The 13,421-nt window shown below is 66.5% G+C and carries 16 protein-coding genes; 6 read left to right on the top strand and 10 right to left on the bottom strand.

What is annotated here, in order from left to right:
- The first annotated feature begins 84 nt into the window (after window positions 1-84).
- Window positions 85-390 carry a hypothetical protein gene (locus tag TSH20_RS18565; protein ID WP_109076103.1) on the top strand — a complete coding sequence of 102 codons (306 nt, stop codon included), beginning with the start codon at window positions 85-87 and terminating at the stop codon, window positions 388-390.
- On the opposite strand, the gene TSH20_RS18560 is transcribed toward TSH20_RS18565, so the two are convergent.
- Window positions 366-1,214, bottom strand: a complete 849-nt coding sequence (locus tag TSH20_RS18560; RefSeq protein WP_109076102.1) for a branched-chain amino acid aminotransferase — start codon at window positions 1,212-1,214, stop codon at window positions 366-368. The genes TSH20_RS18565 and TSH20_RS18560 overlap by 25 nt on opposite strands.
- 230 nt (window positions 1,215-1,444) lie before the next feature.
- On the opposite strand from TSH20_RS18560, the gene TSH20_RS18555 reads away from it, so the two are divergent.
- On the top strand, window positions 1,445-1,642 hold the full coding sequence (locus tag TSH20_RS18555; protein ID WP_109076101.1) for a hypothetical protein: 198 nt from the start codon (window positions 1,445-1,447) through the stop codon (window positions 1,640-1,642).
- Window positions 1,643-1,709: 67 nt separating this feature from the next.
- Here TSH20_RS18555 and TSH20_RS18550 read toward each other — a convergent pair whose 3' ends face one another.
- The 8 genes from TSH20_RS18550 to TSH20_RS18515 all read right to left on the bottom strand — a co-directional run bounded on the left by TSH20_RS18550 (window position 1,710) and on the right by TSH20_RS18515 (window position 8,469).
- Window positions 1,710-2,486 (bottom strand): succinate dehydrogenase iron-sulfur subunit, encoded by a 777-nt coding sequence (locus TSH20_RS18550; RefSeq protein WP_085090448.1) that lies wholly within the window; start codon window positions 2,484-2,486, stop codon window positions 1,710-1,712.
- Between the two features lie 26 nt (window positions 2,487-2,512).
- On the bottom strand, window positions 2,513-4,297 hold the full coding sequence (gene sdhA, locus TSH20_RS18545) for a succinate dehydrogenase flavoprotein subunit (protein WP_109076100.1): 1,785 nt from the start codon (window positions 4,295-4,297) through the stop codon (window positions 2,513-2,515).
- A gap of 5 nt (window positions 4,298-4,302) precedes the next feature.
- Window positions 4,303-4,698: a succinate dehydrogenase, hydrophobic membrane anchor protein gene (gene sdhD / locus TSH20_RS18540; RefSeq protein WP_109076099.1), complete on the bottom strand. Its 396-nt coding sequence runs from the start codon at window positions 4,696-4,698 to the stop codon at window positions 4,303-4,305.
- 11 nt (window positions 4,699-4,709) lie between these two features.
- Window positions 4,710-5,099: a succinate dehydrogenase, cytochrome b556 subunit gene (gene sdhC / locus TSH20_RS18535; protein WP_098738833.1), complete on the bottom strand. Its 390-nt coding sequence runs from the start codon at window positions 5,097-5,099 to the stop codon at window positions 4,710-4,712.
- Window positions 5,100-5,375: 276 nt separating this feature from the next.
- Window positions 5,376-5,639 (bottom strand): hypothetical protein, encoded by a 264-nt coding sequence (locus TSH20_RS18530; protein WP_109076098.1) that lies wholly within the window; start codon window positions 5,637-5,639, stop codon window positions 5,376-5,378.
- An 87-nt stretch (window positions 5,640-5,726) separates the two neighbouring features.
- Entirely contained in the window at window positions 5,727-6,509 is a 783-nt protein-coding gene (locus TSH20_RS18525; protein WP_158282015.1) for a methyltransferase domain-containing protein, read from the bottom strand.
- Window positions 6,510-6,654: 145 nt separating this feature from the next.
- Window positions 6,655-7,824: a 23S rRNA (adenine(2503)-C(2))-methyltransferase RlmN gene (rlmN, locus tag TSH20_RS18520; protein ID WP_109076096.1), complete on the bottom strand. Its 1,170-nt coding sequence runs from the start codon at window positions 7,822-7,824 to the stop codon at window positions 6,655-6,657.
- 78 nt (window positions 7,825-7,902) lie between these two features.
- Window positions 7,903-8,469, bottom strand: coding sequence for an invasion associated locus B family protein (locus tag TSH20_RS18515; protein ID WP_109076095.1), 567 nt, complete (start codon window positions 8,467-8,469; stop codon window positions 7,903-7,905).
- A 232-nt stretch (window positions 8,470-8,701) separates the two neighbouring features.
- Between TSH20_RS18515 and TSH20_RS18510 the strand changes: the two genes are divergently transcribed.
- From TSH20_RS18510 to TSH20_RS18495, 4 genes are all read left to right on the top strand, one after another.
- A complete protein-coding gene (locus TSH20_RS18510) occupies window positions 8,702-9,076 on the top strand; it encodes a response regulator (RefSeq protein ID WP_109076094.1) in 375 nt (124 codons plus the stop codon).
- Between the two features lie 140 nt (window positions 9,077-9,216).
- Window positions 9,217-9,489 carry a DUF1272 domain-containing protein gene (locus TSH20_RS18505; protein ID WP_109076093.1) on the top strand — a complete coding sequence of 91 codons (273 nt, stop codon included), beginning with the start codon at window positions 9,217-9,219 and terminating at the stop codon, window positions 9,487-9,489.
- Window positions 9,490-9,689: 200 nt separating this feature from the next.
- Window positions 9,690-10,871 (top strand): M20 aminoacylase family protein, encoded by a 1,182-nt coding sequence (locus tag TSH20_RS18500; protein WP_109076092.1) that lies wholly within the window; start codon window positions 9,690-9,692, stop codon window positions 10,869-10,871.
- A 7-nt stretch (window positions 10,872-10,878) separates the two neighbouring features.
- Window positions 10,879-11,346, top strand: a complete 468-nt coding sequence (locus TSH20_RS18495; RefSeq protein ID WP_109076091.1) for a protease complex subunit PrcB family protein — start codon at window positions 10,879-10,881, stop codon at window positions 11,344-11,346.
- Window positions 11,347-11,391: 45 nt separating this feature from the next.
- Here TSH20_RS18495 and TSH20_RS18490 read toward each other — a convergent pair whose 3' ends face one another.
- Window positions 11,392-13,137, bottom strand: coding sequence for a GGDEF domain-containing phosphodiesterase (locus TSH20_RS18490; RefSeq protein ID WP_109076090.1), 1,746 nt, complete (start codon window positions 13,135-13,137; stop codon window positions 11,392-11,394).
- Window positions 13,138-13,421 lie beyond the last annotated feature (284 nt).

Raw genomic sequence — 13,421 nt, 5'->3', positions numbered from 1 at the left:
AGGGAAAACACCTTCCGGCCCGGCGCACGATCCTAGGAAAATTTCCCTTTACTGCTATCCAGGCAGGCGCTACCGTCCCATCCCATGGACCGTGCCGCCCGCCTGGACAGCCTTCACCGCACCCATGACGGCCCGACACCGAAGCCCGAACTTCGCACCGCCCTGCTCGGCGGCGCGGCCCGCGCCAACGCCGTCAAACGCGCCGCAACGCTCCGCCTGCACACCGATCTCGCGGCCGAAGCGCGCCTCGCATCCGCCCGGCGTCGCGGCGCATTGACCGCGACCGCCTGCACGACCGATACGTGGCTGGCCCGCTTGGCCGTCACGCTGGCCCATCACCGCCGGGCGGCAGTGGCTCTGCTCGATCAGCGGAACGCGTATTCCCAATAGAGCGCCCGCGCCCGCTGGAAGATCGGACCGGCCGCGAAGCTGCGGTCTTCCACCTTGGTCACCGGCACGCATTTGGCGTGGTTGCCGGTGGAGAAGACCTCGTCGGCCTCAAGCAGATCCTTTGGCGTCAGGGTGCATTCCTCCACCGTCACGCCGTCGTTGCGCAGCAGGGCGATGATGCGCTGGCGGGTGATGCCGTTCAGGAAGCAACCGTTCGGCACCGGGGTGCGCACCACGCCGTCCTTGGCGATGAAGATGTTCGAGGTGGCGAACTCCGCCACATTGCCGATGACATCCAGCATGATGGCGTTCTGGAAGCCGCGCTTGCGCGCCTCGGTCAGCGCCATGCCGGCGTTGGGATACAGGCAGGCGGCCTTGGCCTCGGTCGGGGCCATGGTCGGGATCGGACGGCGGCGGGTGGAGATGCAGGCGGCGAAGCCGGTCGGCTGCGGCAGCGGGTCCTCGTAGATCGACAGGACGAAGCGCGTGCTCTCCGGCGCCGGGGCGACGAAGCCGTCATCGGCGTAAAACATCGGGCGGATGTACAGTTCCGCCTCTTTCGGGAAGCGGCGGATGCCGTCCCAGCACAGCTCCTCGATCTCGCCGGCGGTGACCATCGGCTCCAGCCCCATCACCTGGGCGGAGCGGATGGCGCGGGCGCAATGCAGGTCGAGGTCGGGGGCCACGCCCTGGAAGGCGCGAGCGCCGTCGAAGACCGTCGAAGAGAGCCACAGCGTGTGGGACAGCGGTCCGACGATTGGCGGATTGCCCTCCATCCATTCGCCCTGGATCCAACTCCACGCCTGGCCTGCCATGCCGCCCATGATTGGTCCTTCCCTAGAAAGAAAATGTGTCCATACGCTGGGCGCCGCCGGCCGGCACCGCCCATTCGTGGTTCGTCGTCGTTGGTGATCTCCCGAAGAGCATACCCCCTCGCCGCCGCCGGTCAACCGGTCCGCATGCAATCGTCCCGTGCGATGGAGCGGATTGCGGACTCGGCCGTTGATACAGGAGAGCGCACGACCGCGACCAACCAACAGAGGGACAGCATCCCATGCCGATCAACGCCCCCGGCCTCAGCGCCGCCCCTCCCAACCCGTTCCCCGGTCCGCACGAGGATGTTCCGGTCGTCGACCTGCCGGGGACCGACAACCCCGACCTGCCCGATCCCGGCGGCCCCGGCACCACCGACAGCCCGGTTCCCGGCAATGACCTGCCGCCGTCGCGGCCGACCGATCCCGATTTCGTCTGACCCCGCAGAAACGAAAAAGGCGCCCCCGGAGGGGCGCCTTTCTTCGTGTCGCGATTACTCTCCGCAATCAGCGGCGCACGACCATCAGTTTCTTGATCTCGGCGATGGCCTTGGCGGGGTTCAGACCCTTCGGGCACGCCTTGGTGCAGTTCATGATGGTGTGGCAGCGGTAGAGGCGGAACGGATCCTCGAGGTTGTCGAGGCGCTCGCCCGTCATCTCGTCGCGGCTGTCGGCGATCCAGCGATAGGCCTGGAGCAGGATCGACGGGCCGAGGTAACGGTCGCCGTTCCACCAGTAGCTGGGGCAGGAGGTCGAGCAGCAGAAGCACAGGATGCACTCGTAGAGGCCGTCCAGCTTGGCGCGGTCCTCCGGCGACTGCAGGCGCTCGCGGCTCGGGGCCGGCGACTGGGTCTGCAGCCACGGCTTGATCGAGGCGAGCTGGGCATAGATGTGCTTCAGATCGGGGACCAGATCCTTCACCACCGGCATGTGCGGCAGCGGGTAGATCTTGACGTCGCCCGGAACCTCGTCGATCGCCTTCAGGCAGGCCAGCGTGTTCGTGCCGTCGATGTTCATCGCGCACGACCCGCAGATGCCCTCGCGGCAGGACCGGCGGAAGGTCAGGGTGCTGTCGACCTGGTTCTTGATGTAGATGATCGCGTCGAGGATCATCGGCCCGAACTTGTCGAGGTCGACCACATAGCTGTCGACGCGCGGGTTCTGGCCGTCCTCCGGGTTCCAGCGGTAGATCTTGAAGGTCTTGGCCCGCTTGGCACCGTTCGCGACGTTGACGGTCTTGCCGACGCCGACCTTGGAGTTGGCTGGCAGGTTGAATTCAACCATAGCTGATTTCCTTTATCCGGCGGGCCTTAGTACACGCGGGCCTTGGGCGGGAAGACCTCGACCTCGTCGGTCAGGGTGTACATGTGGACCGGGCGGTAATCGATCTTCGTCTCGCCGTTGTCCGCGACCCAGATGACGGTGTGCTTCATCCAGCCTTCGTCGTCGCGGTTCGGATAGTCCTCGCGGGCATGCGCGCCGCGGCTTTCCGGACGGTTCTGGGCGGAGTGCAGGGTGGCGACCGCCTGGCCCAGCAGGTTGTCCAGTTCCAGCGCCTCGACCAGATCGGAGTTCCAGACCAGCGTACGATCGGAGATCGCCATCTCGCCCTTCTTGGCATAGACGGCGTCGATCTTCTTCACGCCCTCGTCCAGGACCTCGCCGGTGCGGAAGACGGCGCAGTTGTTCTGCATCGTCCGCTGCATCTCCAGCCGCAGGTCGGCCGACTTGATCGAGCCCTTGGCGTTGCGGATGCGGTCAAACCGCTCCAGCGCTTTGTCGCAGCTGTCGGCCTTGACCGACGGGGCCTTGCCCGGCTTGACGACCTCGGCGGCGCGGATGGCGGCCGCGCGGCCGAACACCACCAGATCGAGCAGCGAGTTGGAGCCCAGGCGGTTCGCGCCGTGGACCGACACGCAGGCCGCCTCGCCGATCGCCATCAGGCCCGGAACCACTTGGTCCGGGTTCTCTGCGGTCGGCGACAGAACCTCGCAGTGAACGTTGGTCGGGATGCCGCCCATGTTGTAGTGGACGGTCGGCAGAACCGGGATCGGCTCCTTGGTCACGTCCACGCCGGCGAAGATCTTGGCCGTCTCGGCAATGCCGGGCAGGCGCTGGTGGATGATCTCCGGCGGCAGATGCTCGAGGTGCAGGTGGATGTGGTCCTTGTGCTCACCCACGCCGCGGCCTTCGCGGATCTCGATGGTCATCGAGCGGGACACGACGTCGCGCGACGCCAGATCCTTGGCCGACGGGGCATAGCGCTCCATGAAGCGTTCGCCGTTGGAGTTGGTCAGGTATCCGCCCTCGCCGCGCACGCCCTCGGTGATGAGGCAGCCGGAGCCGTAGATGCCGGTCGGGTGGAACTGCACGAACTCCATGTCCTGCAGGGGCAGGCCGGCGCGCAGGATCATGCCGCCGCCGTCGCCAGTGCAGGTGTGGGCCGAGGTCGCCGAGAAGTAGGCGCGGCCGTAGCCGCCGGTCGCCAGCACGACCATCTGGCCGCGGAAGCGGTGCAGCGTGCCGTCGTCCAGGTTCCAGGCCAGCACGCCCTTGCAGACGCCGTCCTCCATGATGAGGTCGAGCGCGAAGTATTCGACGAAGAACTCCGCCTCATGCTTCAGCGACTGCTGGTAGAGGGTGTGCAGGATGGCGTGGCCGGTGCGGTCGGCGGCGGCGCAGGTCCGGTAGGCCTGGGTCTTGCCGTACTGCGCGGTCATGCCGCCGAAGGCGCGCTGGTAGATCTTGCCTTCCGGCGTGCGCGAGAAGGGCACGCCGTAGTGCTCCAGCTCGATGATCGCCGGGATGGCCTCGCGGCACATGTACTCGATCGCGTCCTGGTCGCCCAGCCAGTCCGACCCCTTGACGGTGTCGTACATGTGGTAGCGCCAGTCGTCCTCGCCCATGTTGCCGAGCGCGGCCGAGATGCCGCCCTGCGCCGCCACCGTGTGGGAGCGGGTCGGGAACACCTTGGTGATGCAGGCGGTCTTCAGCCCCTTTTCGGCCATGCCGAAGGTGGCGCGCAGACCGGCGCCGCCGGCGCCGACGACGACGACGTCATAGGTGTGGTCGATGATGTTGTAGGCGGTCGCCATGGTCGTCAGGCTCCGATGAAGATCTTCACGACGGCCAGCACGCAGGCCGCCGCCAGGGCGAAGGACAGGAACTTGACGCCGATGATCAGCGCCATCTTCTGCCATTCCACATGCACGTAGTCCTCGATGACCACCTGCAGCCCGGACTGGGCGTGGTGGAAGGTGACCACGGCGGTGAGGACCATCATGACGGCCGAGAAGGGCGACTTCATCCAGGTGATGAACCCGGCGTGATCGGCGCCGAGATGGCCGATGACGCCGAAGACGAACCAGACGGTCAGCGGGACGAGCGCGATCGCGGTCAGACGCTGCGACCACCAATGTTCGGTGCCATGCTTGGCGGAACCCAGACCGCGCGCGACCTGAAGCGGCGAACGGAGGGTCTTGCTATTGGACGCCATGTCTTATCTCCTCACCACACGGCCAAGCCGACGATCCAGGTCAGCACGGTCAGCACCGCCGTCGCGCCGAGGACGACCTTGTTGTTGCGGTCGGCATCGGTCAGTTCGAACGACTTGCCGGCGTCCCAGACCAGATGGCGGATGCCGTTGCACAGGTGGTAGTACAGCGCCGCCGACCAGCCGAACATCAGCAGCAGGCCGAAGAACGACCCGATGAAGCCCTGCGCGCGCGCAAACGCCTCCGGACCGGCGGCGGCGGCGACCAGCCACCAGACCAGCAGAAGCGTGCCGACAGCCAGCCCGACGCCCGTGATGCGGTGCGTGATGGACATGACTGCGGTCAACGGGAGTTTGTAGACTTGAAGGTGCGGGGAGAGCGGCCGACCGCTGCCGTTTGCCATTGCGTCGTCCTCTGTTCGCGGCCGGACGCGGCGCAACATGACGATTGCCGCGGCGGCTGGGTGGTGCGTGCCCTTTTGGGACGGCTGTCCCGTCCTATTGGTTGGCGCAATGAATTACGCTCCCGCAGCAGCCGAGTCAACGGCGGGGGGTGGCCGAAAGTGCTGGTGTGACGATTTTGGCGCAGCGCGGGAAGTGGCTGAAAAGAAACGGCCTTCGGGTTCTGTGGTATTACCAGCGAATGAGGCCAGTCGGGGACCGCCGCGCCTGGCTCCCCGCTACTTGTCGAAGCGGCGCACGTTCTCGACCATCATCGAGTACATCTGCGTAATCAGTTCCGCGGGTCGAAGACGGCCGAACGGAATGTTGTCCTTGGCCCATTCGACCAGCCCCGGCGGCGGCTTCACCGGCGCCACCTCGTACCCCGCCTTCTTCAGCGCGACGGTCACGGCCTTCGCCTGCTTGGCATAATCCTCGTTGAAGAAGGACTTGTCGGCGTCCTTGATCGCCTTGGCGATGATGTCCTCGATGGGGGCGGGCATGCCGATGCTTGGGCCGGGTCTGGTTGGCGGAAGTGCCGCCACCCTGTCACAGGCGGCGGGGGCGACGCAATCCGGTCGCGTCGCCGGTCAGGCTGGTTTTTCCCCCGCCTGAAGCCTTCCAAGGATGTCCTGATGATCGCGCAGAGCATGGCGGAAGGGATGGCGCATGTGGTCCGACATCCGCTCCATCATTCCGGCGTGCAGGCGATCCGGATCCCCGAGCAGATTGGCCAGCGCGCGGATTTCAGCCATGCCGTAGGCGCAGTGCCGCGGTTTGGCACGCAGCAGGAAATGCATCGATCCGGCGGTTATCAGGCCGCGTCCATGGCGGCGGGCGATCAGTTCCAGCGCCTTGCGGCTGTAGAAGAACACATGCTGGCCGTTGTCCTCGCCGAAATAATACCAGCTTCGGTCCTGCCCGCCGTAGAGTTCGGTCGTGACGATCAGGATGTCCGGATCGAAGGCGAACAATGCCTGCGTATCGCGCGCCGGCTCCGGCAGATGTTCCAGCACCTCAAAGGCGGTGACGACGTCCGCCCGCTCCAGCCCGGCCAGTTCGGCGGAATGGAAAGGCACGTAGAAATTCGGCGTGTAGGGTTCGTGCAGGAAGACGTTCCAGCCGCGGTCCCGCATCATCCTTGCGAACAGGCCGTTTCCGCCGGCCCAGTCGAGGCAAACGGCATCGGCGCCGACACCGAGCATCGACAGGATCAGGTCCACCCGCATCGACAAATCCATGCTGCGGGCGACGATGCCGACATCCGTCAGCGGGCGAGGGTCGGTATAGGCTTCCGCCAGCCAATAGGGCTGTTCGGTCTGCATCGATCCGCAGCCGGTGCATTGGAAGAAGCCGGCCGGATGACGCCCCATCAAACGCAATTCGAACGTCGGCGTGCTGTCAGCCCCGCAGAGGCGGCAGGGAATCGGGGCGTCCGGTCCACTTCCCGTCGCCCTGCCCGTCGCCGCTGCGTCCATGCCCGCCTTCCCCCAAACGACCTGCCGCCCTGCCGAGGTTCTACGACACCAGCGCCGCGTCCTTCTCGGCGATGACGTTGGCGATGGCGGCGCGTTCGGCGGCGGTCAGGCGCAGGCTGGCGCTTTTCAACTGGCCGCAGGCGGCCATGATGTCCTCGCCGCGCGGGGTGCGGACAGGGCTGGCGTAGCCGGCATTGTTGACGATGTCGCCGAAGACCTGGATCGCCCGCGCGGTCGACCGCTCGTAGGGAGCGCCCGGCCATTCGTTGAAGGGGATCAGGTTGATCTTGGCCGGGATGCCTTCCAGCAGCTTCACCAGCGCCCGCGCATCGGCCGGCGTGTCGTTGATCCCCTTCAGCATCACATATTCGAAAGTGATGCGCCGGGCGTTCGACAGGCCGGGGTAATTGCGGCAGGCCTCCATCAGATCCCGCAGCGGATATTTGCGGTTGATGGGCATGATGATGTCGCGCAGCTCGTCGGTCACCGCATGCAGGCTGACCGCGAGGTTGACGTTCAGCTCCTCGCCGCAGCGCTCCATCATCGGCACGACGCCGGAGGTCGACAGCGTGATGCGCCGCTTGGAGATCGAGATGCCGTCGCCGTCCATCACGATCTTCAGCGCCTTGGCGACGTTGTCGTAATTGAACAGCGGTTCGCCCATGCCCATCATGACGATGTTCGACAGCATCCGCCCGTCGGGCGGCGCCGGCCATTCGGCCAGCATGTCGCGCGCCAGCATCACCTGCGCCACGATTTCCGCCGAATCCAGGTTGCGCACCAGACGCTGCGTGCCGGTGTGGCAGAAGCGGCAGGTCAGCGTGCAGCCGACCTGCGAGGAGACGCAGAGCGTGCCGCGATCCTCCTCGGGGATGTGGACGCTCTCCACCTCCTGCCCGTCCGGCATGCGCAGCAGCCATTTGCGGGTGCCGTCCGCCGACTTCAGGTCCTTCACGACGGTCGGCCGCGCCACGACGTAGACGTCGGCCAGCTTTTCCCGCACCGGCTTGGCCAGCGTGGTCATCTCGGCGAAATCGGTGGAGCCGCGGTGATAGATCCAGTGCCAGAGCTGGCGCGCCCGGAACTTTTCCAGGCCGATCGACAGCATCTCGGCTTCCAGCTCTTCGCGGGACAGGCCGACAAGGTTCTTGCGTCCGTCGGCATCGGTCGCCGGCGGAACGAAGGCGGAGGCATGATTGGAGGCGCTCATGGCCCCACTACATAGGGCCATGCGCGCGCGGAGTCAAAAGACTCGAGGGGAAAAAGACCAAGTAAACTGCTGTGGCGATCAGCGCTTCACGCCGCAGGCCTCGTTGATGGCGTCATAGGCCTGGCCGACGCCGGTCAGGCTGTAGGTGTCGGTCGTCTTGGTGCCGCGGCCGGACACGCCCTTCACCACCATCTGCTTGCCGTCGCGCATCGCCGCGGTCACGGCGCGGTCGCCGTCGGCATCGCGGGCCCAGGCGGTCTCGCCGTCGGTGAACAGCTTGAAGTCCTTGCCGTCGATGTTGACCTCGGCTTCGCTGCCCTTCTTGAACGGATAGCCGACGATGACGCTGACGACGTCCAGGGCCTTCTCCGCCGGGCGGTGGGTGACCAGCGTATAGATGTCGCCGCGCTTCGCCTTCGGCTCCGTCTTCTTGGGCTGGCTGGAGATGTAGCAGACCTTCTGCCCCTTCTCCTCGAACACGAAGGCGTTCCAGTCCTTGAAGGTGCCGAGATGGCGCGGGTCGGCGGCGGCGGCCGGCGCGGCGGCCAAGCCAGATGCGAAAAGCCCGGCGGCGAGAAGGGTGGAGAGGACAGAACCGGCAAAGGCGGCCCCGGCAATTCGGCGGACGGCGTTGGGAAGCAACATCGGTCTTGCGTCTGCTCGTTGTTGGTCCGTGGGGTGCGGGCGGACACTACCCCAAACGGACAACGCATTCCAAGGCCGGTGGACCGGAACCGGTCTGTTTCTCACAGCGTGGGCTGGACGCCGCGTGACATTTTGACACGCAGAATGGCGCCCGTGCTATTGACTAGGACCTCTGGCTTAGGCCGAAGTTCAGGCTATATCTGCGCGCAATATTGAGGCGACGGGAACTGGCATGGCCAAGCTGCTTGTGGTTGACGACGATCCGGTCACGCGCAACCTGATCCGCGCGATCCTGACGCGCGAAGGTCATGACCTGACCCTGTGCGCCGGCGCCACGGAGGCCATCGGCATCCTGTATGTGCAGAAGTTCGACCTCGTCCTGACCGACATCATCATGCCGGACCATGATGGATTCGAGGTGATCAAGGCCGCCCGTTCCCTGCGTCCGGAGATGCCGGTGGTCATCCTGTCGGCCATCGACGACAAGGTGCCGTCCCAGCTGACCTCCGCCGCCTTCGCCAAGCTGGGCGTGACCCGCGTCATCGCCAAGCCGGTCAACCCCAGCCTGCTGGCGTCCGAAGTTCTGGCCGCGCTCGTCGCAGGTTGAACCACCGCATCGATGGCCTCCGCCGACGACAGGTGCACCGATTTGGCAAGATCTTCACGCCTGTCGGCATTCACGCCACTCACCGGCCGCCGAAACTCCCGCTATCCTCCATGGCGCATCCCTGAACCGGAAACCACGCCATGCTGGACCTGCGCCCCAACTGCGAATGCTGCGACCGCGACCTGCCGCCCGAGGCACCGGACGCCTATATCTGCTCCTTCGAGTGCACCTTCTGCGTCGACTGCCGCGCCCGGCTGCCGGGGGAACGCTGCCCGAACTGCGGGGGCGAGCTGGTGCGGCGGCCGATCCGTCCGGCGTCGAAGTTGGCGGCCAATCCGCCGTCGACCACGCGGATCGTAAAGCCCCACGGCTGCGCCGCGCTGTTCCCCGGCGGCGGAGCCGTGCCGTTTTAAGTCCCGGAATTGCTGTTTGCTGTCGCTGGCGTTCGCCACACAAATCGGCCAGACTGGCGCCGTTACGTCCGGGAAGCCGCCCCGATCCGGCCGGTTCCGGCCGTACGACCCATCTTCGTTGCCCATCCATTGTCCCTTGCCACCTTCTCCCGCCAGTTCCCCTGAACGCCATTCAGCCGTTCCAACCAGACGTTAGAGACATGCCGATCAACAACCGCATCGCCGCCTTCCAGGACGACATGACCGCGTGGCGGCGCGACATCCATGCCCACCCGGAATTGGGGTTCGAGGAGGAGCGCACCTCCGCCATCGTCGCCGCGAAGCTGGCGGAATTCGGCATAACGGTGCATCGCGGCCTGGGCGGGACCGGGGTGGTCGGCACCCTGAAGGGGCTCGGCACCGGCAGCGGCCGGACCATCGGTCTACGCGCCGACATGGACGCGTTGCCGATGCCGGAGGCCAACGACTTCGACCATGCCTCGCGCCATGCCGGCAAGATGCACGCCTGCGGCCATGACGGCCACACGACGATGCTGCTGGGCGCCGCCCGCTATCTGGCGGAGACGCGCAACTTCGACGGCACCGTCCACTTCATCTTCCAGCCGGCCGAGGAAGGGCTGGGCGGTGCGAAGCGGATGATCGACGACGGGCTGTTCCGGCAGTTCGACTGCGAGCAGATCTATGGCCTGCACAATTGGCCGGAACTGCCGGCCGGCCAGATCGCCGTCCATCCCGGCCCGGTGATGGCGGCGGCCAACCAGTTCGAAATCCATGTGACCGGCCACGGCGCCCACGCCGCCATGCCCCACCGCGGCATCGACCCGGTGCTGGTGTCAGCCCACATCATCACCGCAGCGCAGAGCCTGGTCAGCCGCGGCACCAACCCGGCCGAAAGCGCCGTGGTGTCGATCACGGTGTTGGAGGCCGGCACCGCGGCGAACGTCATCCCCGACAGCGCGCGGATGCTCGGCACCATGCGCACCTTCTCGGAAGAGAACCACCGCCGCATCCAGGAGCAGTTCGCCCGCCTCGTCTCCAGCATCGCCGAAGGTCTGGGCGCCAAGGCCGAGTTGCGCTTCCGTCCCGGCTATCCCGCCACGGTGAACAGCGAGCCGGAGGCGCGCATCGCGGCGGCGGCGGCGGCCAAGGTGGTGGGCGACGAGAATGTGGTCTGGGCCCCCGCCCCGACCATGGCGGCGGAGGATTTCGGCTATATGCTGAAGGAGCGGCCGGGCGCCTACATCTGGCTCGGCCATGGCGGCCACCGCGGTCCGTCCTGCCGCCTGCACAACCCGCATTACGATTTCAACGACGCGATCCTGACCACCGGCGCCAGCTATTGGGCGTCGCTGGTCGAGACGATCCTGCCGCGGAGCGCCTGACCGTCCCATGAAGATGCCGTTCCGTCTCCGCCTGATCCCGCTGCTGTTCACGCCCGCGCTGCTTCTGGCTGCCTGCCAGGGCGGCAACGACCGTGCCGACGGCAATCTGCTGCCGGCCCAGGCGGAGGCCGGGACCGGCTGGCAGGGCGACCACAGCAGCGCCGCCGAACGCGCCTATGTCGTCGCCCGCGACGCCGGCGAATGGAGTGCCTTGTGGGCGCGGGTCGGGGAGCCGGCCCCGTCCTCCCTGCCCGGCGGCCGGATGGCGGTGGCGGTCTTCCTGGGGCCGCGCGATACGGCCGGCTATGGCGTCGCCATCGACAGCGTGCAGCAGAAGGGTGCCGACCTGATCGTCGGCTATCACGAGAGCGTGCCGGGCCCGGCCCAGGCGGTGGCGCAGATGCGCACCAGCCCCTACGCCATCCGCCTGCTGCCCAGCGCGGCGGGTACGCCGAAGTTCGTCAGGGGGAAGTAAGCCCGAGGAAAGTAAGGTTCAGGGGGCGGCGTCAGGCCGCCGCCCTCACCGCGGCATTTGCCACGGCAGTTCTCCGCCGACCAGCTTGCCCGCCTCCGCCGACGGCAAGGGGCGGGCGAAGTGATAGCCTTGGCCGTAGTCGCAGGCCAGCGCGCGCAGCAGGTTGGCGTCGGCGCTGGTCTCGATGCCCTCGGCGATCACGTCGAAACCCAGCAGGCGCGCCAGATCCATGATGATGCGGACGATGGCGCGGTTTTCCTCTGACTGGTGCATGGCCGAGACGAAGGAACGGTCGACCTTCAGGCTGTCGATCGGCAGTTTGTGCAGGTAGGACAGCGACGAATAGCCGGTGCCGAAATCGTCGATCGACAGCTTGATGCCCAGCGCCCGCAGGTCGCGCAGCAGGCGGATCGACTGTTCCGCCTTGTCCATCACCGCGCTTTCCGTCAACTCCAGCTTGATCCAGGACGGCTCCACCCCGGTTTCGCGCAGAACCTCGCGCACGACCTGGACGAAGTTGGGGTCGGACAGCTGGTGGCTGGACAGGTTGACGCTCATGAACAGCGGGGCGGAGCCCGGTTCGCGGCGGTCCTGCCACTCCGCGATCTGCCGGCAGGCCTGCCGCAACACCCAGGTGCCGAGCGATACCACCAGACCGGTGCTCTCGGCGATCGGGATGAAGATGCCGGGGGGGATGTTGCCGCGTTCGGGATGAGTCCAGCGCATCAGCGCCTCGAACCCCGCAAGACCGCCGGTCACCATCTCCACGATCGGCTGGTAGGCGACCCACAGGTCGCTGCCGCTGTCCAGCGCGCCGCGCAGATCGTGTTCCAGCCGCACCTGCTCGACCACATGGGAATGCATCGCCGGATCGAACCAGGCCTGCCGGCCGCCGCCCTGTTCGCGGGCGCGGGCGGTGGCGATCTCGGCATCGCGCAGCACGTCGTCGGGGCGCTCGTGCGTCGGCATCGAGACGGCGACGCCGATGCTGGCGGACAGGAACACGGTGCCGCCGGAGCTGGAGCGGGCGGAGCGCACCACCGCCGCCAGCTCCTCGACGGCGCTTTCCAGCGCCGGCCGGTCGCAGACGCCGCCGGCCAGCATGGCGAAGGCATGGTCGCTGACGCGCGCGATCAGGTCGAAGGCCGCGGCCTGCGCCGCCATCCGCTGCGCCAGACCGTCCAGCAGCTCGTTGGCGAAGCCCTGCCCCATGCTGCTGCGGATTTCGGCGAAGCGGTCGATGTCCAGGATGACGAGCGTGAAGGGCTCGCCCATGTTGCGATAGTCCGCCATGTGCTTCAGCAGCATCAGGCGGTTGGCCAAGCCGGTCACCGGGTCGTAGTAGGCGAGGCGGAACAGGTCGTCCTGCACCTGCCGGCGCTCGGTCATGTCCTGCAGGATCACGAAATAGCCGGTGATGGCGCCGTCTTCCGCCCGGTGCGGCGCGTGCAGCCGCATCACGTAGCGCTGCTGGCCGTCGGCCTGGGTGATCCAGCCTTCTGTCTGCACCGTCTCGCCCGCCAGCGCGCGTTCGGCGGCGGCCTGGGTGTTACGCTGAAGCTCCGGACCCAGAAGTTCGCCGATGGTGCCGCCGACCGCCTTGTCGAGCGTCGTCCCCATCATCTCCAGATAGGCGCGGTTGGCGTAGATGTGCCGCCGCCGCGGGTCCATCAACGCCACCTTCACCGTCATGGCGTCGAGAATCTGACGCAGGGCGTCAAGCCCCGGCGCACCGGAAGCGGCACCCGATAAAGCGTCGGCCAGCGCGGAGATTCGGGGATCTGGACTCATGGCGAGGATAGAGTGGGGTACTCATCAGGAAATCGATACCCAACACTTACGCGAAGTGTCACCCACCCGTCAAAACCAAAGCTGCCCCGGTGCAACAGAGCTTGGACATTTCTACAGGCGATGCAACGGAGACACATGGGCATGTCCATGGGCATATCATAGTATTCATTCAAGCCGCGGTTGCAGCAAAGCAACGCACACAATCCGGGTTTTCTGTTCCGGCGAGAAAGAGCGATGGAATTATCCCGGTTCTTTGTCACGCCACTTGCGGCCTGAGATTGCAA

The sequence above is a fragment of the Azospirillum sp. TSH20 genome (assembly GCF_003115935.1).
Taxonomy (GTDB): Bacteria; Pseudomonadota; Alphaproteobacteria; order Azospirillales; family Azospirillaceae; genus Azospirillum.
The sequence above is the reverse complement of the archived record's forward strand: the minus strand, read 5'-3'. Positions and strand labels throughout refer to the sequence as shown.

Coding starts and splice junctions, on each gene's coding strand:
- TSH20_RS18565 (WP_109076103.1), top strand. CDS start 85: ATGGACCGTGCCGCCCGCCTGGACAGCCTTCACCGCACCCATGACGGC.
- TSH20_RS18560 (WP_109076102.1), bottom strand. CDS start 1,214: ATGGGCGGCATGGCAGGCCAGGCGTGGAGTTGGATCCAGGGCGAATGG.
- TSH20_RS18555 (WP_109076101.1), top strand. CDS start 1,445: ATGCCGATCAACGCCCCCGGCCTCAGCGCCGCCCCTCCCAACCCGTTC.
- TSH20_RS18550 (WP_085090448.1), bottom strand. CDS start 2,486: ATGGTTGAATTCAACCTGCCAGCCAACTCCAAGGTCGGCGTCGGCAAG.
- sdhA (WP_109076100.1), bottom strand. CDS start 4,297: ATGGCGACCGCCTACAACATCATCGACCACACCTATGACGTCGTCGTC.
- sdhD (WP_109076099.1), bottom strand. CDS start 4,698: ATGGCGTCCAATAGCAAGACCCTCCGTTCGCCGCTTCAGGTCGCGCGC.
- sdhC (WP_098738833.1), bottom strand. CDS start 5,099: ATGGCAAACGGCAGCGGTCGGCCGCTCTCCCCGCACCTTCAAGTCTAC.
- TSH20_RS18530 (WP_109076098.1), bottom strand. CDS start 5,639: ATGCCCGCCCCCATCGAGGACATCATCGCCAAGGCGATCAAGGACGCC.
- TSH20_RS18525 (WP_158282015.1), bottom strand. CDS start 6,509: ATGGGGCGTCATCCGGCCGGCTTCTTCCAATGCACCGGCTGCGGATCG.
- rlmN (WP_109076096.1), bottom strand. CDS start 7,824: ATGAGCGCCTCCAATCATGCCTCCGCCTTCGTTCCGCCGGCGACCGAT.
- TSH20_RS18515 (WP_109076095.1), bottom strand. CDS start 8,469: ATGTTGCTTCCCAACGCCGTCCGCCGAATTGCCGGGGCCGCCTTTGCC.
- TSH20_RS18510 (WP_109076094.1), top strand. CDS start 8,702: ATGGCCAAGCTGCTTGTGGTTGACGACGATCCGGTCACGCGCAACCTG.
- TSH20_RS18505 (WP_109076093.1), top strand. CDS start 9,217: ATGCTGGACCTGCGCCCCAACTGCGAATGCTGCGACCGCGACCTGCCG.
- TSH20_RS18500 (WP_109076092.1), top strand. CDS start 9,690: ATGCCGATCAACAACCGCATCGCCGCCTTCCAGGACGACATGACCGCG.
- TSH20_RS18495 (WP_109076091.1), top strand. CDS start 10,879: ATGAAGATGCCGTTCCGTCTCCGCCTGATCCCGCTGCTGTTCACGCCC.
- TSH20_RS18490 (WP_109076090.1), bottom strand. CDS start 13,137: ATGAGTCCAGATCCCCGAATCTCCGCGCTGGCCGACGCTTTATCGGGT.